Source organism: Vibrio sp. 10N.222.46.A1, from assembly GCF_041473595.1.
Lineage (GTDB): Bacteria > Pseudomonadota > Gammaproteobacteria > Enterobacterales > Vibrionaceae > Vibrio > Vibrio tasmaniensis_A.
This window is the reverse complement of sequence record NZ_JBFRSN010000757.1, coordinates 1-5,537: the sequence shown is the minus strand read 5'-3', so window position 1 is coordinate 5,537 and position 5,537 is coordinate 1. Positions and strand designations below refer to the sequence as shown.

General features: G+C 44.6%; 4 protein-coding genes and 1 pseudogene. 3 read left to right on the top strand and 2 right to left on the bottom strand.

Translation table 11 applies throughout. From position 1 onward, the window contains the following. From AB4496_RS19695 to treC, 3 genes are all read left to right on the top strand, one after another. On the top strand, positions 1–457 hold a 457-nt coding region (locus AB4496_RS19695; RefSeq protein ID WP_372131688.1), incomplete at its 5' end, for a substrate-binding domain-containing protein. 204 nt (positions 458–661) lie between these two features. Then, positions 662–2,086, top strand: coding sequence for a PTS trehalose transporter subunit IIBC (gene treB / locus AB4496_RS19690; RefSeq protein ID WP_009847444.1), 1,425 nt, complete (start codon positions 662–664; stop codon positions 2,084–2,086). Between the two features lie 138 nt (positions 2,087–2,224). Then, entirely contained in the window at positions 2,225–3,910 is a 1,686-nt protein-coding gene (gene treC / locus AB4496_RS19685) for an alpha,alpha-phosphotrehalase (protein WP_009847443.1), read from the top strand. Positions 3,911–4,051: 141 nt separating this feature from the next. On the opposite strand, the gene AB4496_RS19680 is transcribed toward treC, so the two are convergent. Further along, positions 4,052–4,960: a hypothetical protein gene (locus AB4496_RS19680; RefSeq protein ID WP_009847442.1), complete on the bottom strand. Its 909-nt coding sequence runs from the start codon at positions 4,958–4,960 to the stop codon at positions 4,052–4,054. Positions 4,961–5,062: 102 nt separating this feature from the next. Then, positions 5,063–5,537, bottom strand: a pseudogene (locus AB4496_RS19675) (transcriptional regulator); the annotation flags it as partial.

The following is a 5,537-nucleotide window of genomic DNA, read 5'->3' as shown; positions in this document are numbered from 1 at the left end:
CAATAGTGCGTTAACGCATCTAGCAGAGCAGGAAATCTCTGAGGTTGGTTTCATTGGCGTTGATCCTAGCGACAAATCAACCGGTGAACTGCGTCTTAAGGCCTATCTAGATTGGTGTGAAAGCGCTGGAGTGATTGCCAACTATCGTACTGGTCAACTTCATCATGAAAGTGCTTATCAGCTGGTGGATGAGGTACTGACTCCTACAACTCAAGCGATTGTGTGTGCCAGTGACACATTGGCTCTTGGTGTAATCAAACGTCTGCAAGAACTACAACGTGAAGATGTGGTGGTGACCGGTGTTGGTGGCAATGATCTTCTCTCTTTCTTGTTCCCGCGAGTATTTAGTATTGATCCTGGGTATCAATCTGCGGGTAAGTTGGCCGCTAATTTATTGATCTCTCAGCTTTTAGGTAATGCAGAGATCTCTCATCACACTCAATCACCTATTCTATAATCCACTCAATCAAGCGAAATTGAACCGCTTAGATTAAAATTAGAGTGTGATCTCTTTCAATTAATGGGACTGTTCCCATTTTAATTTATCATTCATGTGGGCATTATAATAATCGTGATTGGGAATGTTCCCATAAGTCTAAATCCGAGTGGTTATCGCTGCATGGTTTAGATGAGTAATTGAATGAAACCAGGGTGGGGTAGTATGAGTAAGATAGCGAAGCAAGACGTTGCGCGTCTTATCGAGTTAGTCGGTGGCAAAGAGAATATTGCGAGTGTCAGCCATTGTCTGACTCGACTGCGTTTTGTATTGAATGATACGGAACAAGCGAACAAAGCAGAATTGGAGAAGCTTAAGCTGGTAAAAGGCTGCTTTACTAACGCAGGTCAATTTCAAGTGGTTATTGGCACCGAGGTTGATGAGGTGTACGCCCTTCTTATTGAGCAAACCGGTAAAGATGCATCATCAAAAGATGAGGCGAAACTAGCGGCTCGCCAGAACATGAACTTCCTTGAGCGTGGTATCTCCCATTTAGCCGAAATTTTCGTACCACTGCTACCTGCCATTATTACGGGTGGTTTGATTCTTGGTTTCCGTAATGTGATTGGCGACATTCGCATGTTCGACGGCAAAACCTTGGTTGAGATAAGCCAATTCTGGGCTACCGTTCATTCTTTCTTGTGGTTGATTGGCGAAGCGATCTTCTTCTTCCTACCGGTTGGTGTGTGTTGGGCAACGGTTAAGAAACTCGGCGGAACCCCTATTTTGGGTATCACGCTCGGTGTGACCTTGGTTTCCCCACAATTGATGAACGCTTACATGATAGGTAAATCGGTACCTGAGGTGTGGGACTTTGGTTTGTTCGTGATTGAGAAAGTCGGTTATCAAGCTCAGGTGATCCCTGCGATGTTAGCGGGCGTGGCTCTGGCTTTCATTGAGACCAACCTTAAGCGCATTGTACCCTCTTATCTGTACCTAGTTGTCGTGCCATTTGTCTCGATCATCTTGTCTGTGATTCTGGCTCACGCCTTTATTGGCCCATTCGGTCGTATGTTGGGTGATGGTGTGGCATTCACTGCCAAAGTGGCAATGACAGGTGACTTCGCGGTTCTTGGTTCAGTGGTCTTTGGCTTCCTATACGCACCTTTGGTTATTACGGGTATTCACCACACAACCAACGCTGTGGACTTACAACTGATGCAAGACTTAGGTGGCACACCAATCTGGCCTTTGATTGCGCTATCAAACATTGCACAAGCTTCAGCGGTTGTCGGCATCATCATTTTGAGTAAGCGCGAAGGCGAACGAGACATCTCGGTACCTGCGGCAATCTCTGCGTACTTAGGTGTGACGGAACCAGCGATGTACGGCATCAACCTTAAATACAAATTCCCAATGCTGAGCGCAATGATCGGCAGTGCCGCAGCGGCTGCAATCTGTGGTAGTGCAGGTGTGATGGCGAATGGTATCGGTGTTGGTGGCTTGCCGGGCATCTTATCGATTCAACCTCAATATTGGTCGATTTACTTAGTCGCGATGCTGGTGGCGGTTGTACTGCCGATAACGCTGACATTGTTCTTCTATAAACGAGCACAGATGAAAGGCGAGCTAGAAACCGCCAACGCGTAATGCATTTAACAAGCGATGATTCAATTGAGTCATCGCTTTTCTCTTAGTTATAGCTTTTTCTCTCAGTTATAACGGCTATTCGACCATGATTTGCATGGTGATTTTTATTTTATATTTTCTGGTAAGTGAGTGTTAGAGATGGCGATGACTGAACATGATGAAAGCTGGTGGAAAACCGCGACCATCTATCAAATCTACCCAAAGAGCTTCTGCGACAGTGGCAGTAAGGGTACTGGCGATATCAAAGGGATCATTTCGAAACTGGATTACCTCAAACATTTGAGTGTAGATGCGATTTGGCTAACCCCAGTTTACGCGTCACCCATGATCGACAATGGTTACGATATCTCAGACTACTACGCGATTAACCCTCAATTCGGCACTATGGAAGACTTCGACTTATTATTGTCTGAAGCGCACCAACGTGGCATTCGCATCGTGATGGATATTGTGGTCAACCATACTTCAACAGAGCATGCATGGTTTCAGTCTGCACTGGGTGACAAAAACAGCCCATACCGTGATTATTACATCTGGAAAGACCCAGTAAACGGTCAAGCACCAACCAACTGGCAGTCTAAGTTCGGTGGTAATGCATGGGAAATGGATGAAGCCACTGGTCAGTATTTCTTACATCTATTTGCGAAAGAACAGGCCGACCTCAACTGGGAGACCCCGGTTGTACGCGAAGAAGTAAAAGACGTTATCAGCTTCTGGGCAGAGAAGGGCGTCGATGGTTTCCGCCTTGATGTCATTAATCTGATTTCAAAGCAGCAAGATTTCTCTAATGATGATATTGGTGATGGTCGTCGTTTCTATACCGATGGCCCACGTGTGCACGAATATCTAAAAGAGATCAGCGAAGCGGTATTCCAGAAATATGGTAGCGTGACCGTAGGTGAGATGTCTTCAACCACGTTGGAGCATTGTCAGCAGTATTCAAACGTTGATAACAGCGAGCTATCGATGGTGTTTAACTTCCACCACCTTAAGGTCGATTACTCCAATGGTGAGAAATGGACCAACGCTCCCTTCGATTTCTTACAGCTCAAGTCGATCTTTAACCACTGGCAAACTGGCTTGAACGGAAAAGGTTGGGGCGCACTATTCTGGTGTAACCACGACCAACCAAGAGTCGTGAGCCGCTTAGGTAACGATCAACAATATCGTGTTGAATCGGCTAAAATGTTGGCTGCTTCTGTGCATATGATGCAAGGCACACCTTATATCTATCAAGGTGAAGAGATTGGCATGACTAACCCGGGTTACACCGAGATCAGCCAGTATCGTGATGTAGAGAGTACCAATATGTACGATATCATGGTTAACCGTGACAGTGTTACTCATGAAGATATGATGGCGATTTTAGCGCAGAAATCTCGTGATAACTCTCGTACACCAATGCAATGGAACAGTGAGCCTTACGCTGGCTTTTCGCTATCACAGCCATGGTTAGATGTTTCGAATAACTACACTGAGATCAATGCTGAGCAAGCGCTTGAAGATAAAGACTCGGTCTTCTATTTCTATAAGAGTTTGATTGAATTGCGTAAAGAAGTGCCGGTGATTACTCATGGTAGCTATCAAGACCTACTGCCTGAGCATCCATCCATTTTTGCGTATGTTCGTGAGAGTGAAGAACAAACTCTGCTGTGCATTAACAACTACTATGGTAAAGAGGCTGAATGCGTTTTACCTGAACGTTTTGAGATGGCGAAGGCTAAGAGCTTGTTGTCTAATTATCAAGTGAGCGAGAGTTTAGTGGCGTCTCATCATCAAGTTTTGCGACCTTACGAGACTCGCATTCTCTTGATCGAAGGTTAGCCTTGTTTTTATTTCAATCGGCTTGATTCTTATTCCCCTTAAAGGATTCGGCTGTTAAAAGGCTTTGGAGTGCTCCCCAAAGCCTTTTTTATTGTTTGCGGTTTCGCGGTCAAGTTTAGGTTTAGTGAATCTAAGTCAAGGCTAGCTAATTGAGGTCAGTATCGCTGCTGATTCTTCAATAGTAGATTGCTCTACAGACATCAATTCAATATGTTCAATTAAGCCGATACTTGGGTTGAACCAGCGCTCTGATGATGTGCCAAATTCTGCGGAATCCATGCCTTCACAGTTGATGTTGTAGGTGTTTTTCTCTGTTAGGTTCGCAGCTTCGATTAATTTATCAGAGATCTTGAAACTCTTACGTACACCTGTTTCTTCAATCTGTTGTTGCCATGTGACTCGGCACGAGGCGTCAGTTGGAAGGCTTGCTACCCACGAGTGATCTTCAAAGTCATTCAGCATGTTAGCGACTGCTTCGCCATCTAACGTGACTTGTAACGAAACGGTTTCCTCACTGATATCAATGATCGGGTTGCTCTCTTTTACGTCTGTTCCTTTCAAACGGAACATTGGGCTGCTGTACATCATTCTTGTGATGTATTGGCTACCAATGAAGTAAGCGTTGGTGATTTCGTGTAACCCACGGTCGGGGCCTGCAAAATAAATGCTGCCGTCTTCTTGTGTACCTTCAGCATTCGTCATGATGTCTTCAGAAACATAAAATTCGGTGATGCCGTAATTGATTAGGTCGTTGATAACTTGAACTACCGCTTCATTACCTGTCTCTTCTTTTAAACCAGCAATGATGAGTTCACCGCTTACAGGTGTGAAGCTCATTATCATCACGCCTTCAGTCTGACCATCTTTGGTAAATGAGTAGCCTAATGTTGTTTCTGATTTAGGGGCAAATGCAGAGCTCTCAATAGGGTAATCAACCTGATTGTTTGGACCTTTGTTACCATCTGTTGAACCAGAAGAAGAGCCGCCTCCGCCGCCACAACCATAGAGAGCAAAGAGAGAGGTTGCTAGCAGCGTCATTGTTTTTTTCATGTTGAACATTCCTAAAGTTGGAAGCCCTTGGTGGGCCCGATGTTTTTAGGAATGCTATTGTTTGAGGAGTGAATAGGGCAAAAAACGAAGTCACATAAGATCTTAATTTATATTTAAGTTATTTATCTGAAAGGTTTTTTTGTTTTCCTTTGAGAATTGTTGCCCGACTGCGGTGCAGTAGTTAAGCATTAAGTTTTCCCACTGCTTTATGATCAGAGGCTCTTTAACGCTTAGCTTTAAGCTCTTCCAAGGTTGTAGGCAGGTCGATTTTGATTCAGGTTTGGATAGTCGAGCGAATAGATCTTCGGATGGAACCACTCTTAATAACGCAACCAGAGACTCCATGTAGTTCAGGCGGAACTTCTCCATGTTGTCTTGCTTATAAGCAATGTGAGAAACCATCATATAAACCAACGCATTTTCGATCGTAGAGTTGCCTGAGGTATTGGTCAGAAGCTCTTTTGCGGTTTGCAGGTCTCTTAGTTTGAAATGAATGATACCAAGCCACAGCTTCAGTTCGTCTGGTAGTCGGTTAAAACGAGTTTGAACAAGGTTAGTGAACGCGACGAGCTTCTTC

Coding starts and splice junctions, on each gene's coding strand:
- treC (WP_009847443.1), top strand. CDS start 2,225: ATGGCGATGACTGAACATGATGAAAGCTGGTGGAAAACCGCGACCATC.
- treB (WP_009847444.1), top strand. CDS start 662: ATGAGTAAGATAGCGAAGCAAGACGTTGCGCGTCTTATCGAGTTAGTC.
- AB4496_RS19680 (WP_009847442.1), bottom strand. CDS start 4,960: ATGAAAAAAACAATGACGCTGCTAGCAACCTCTCTCTTTGCTCTCTAT.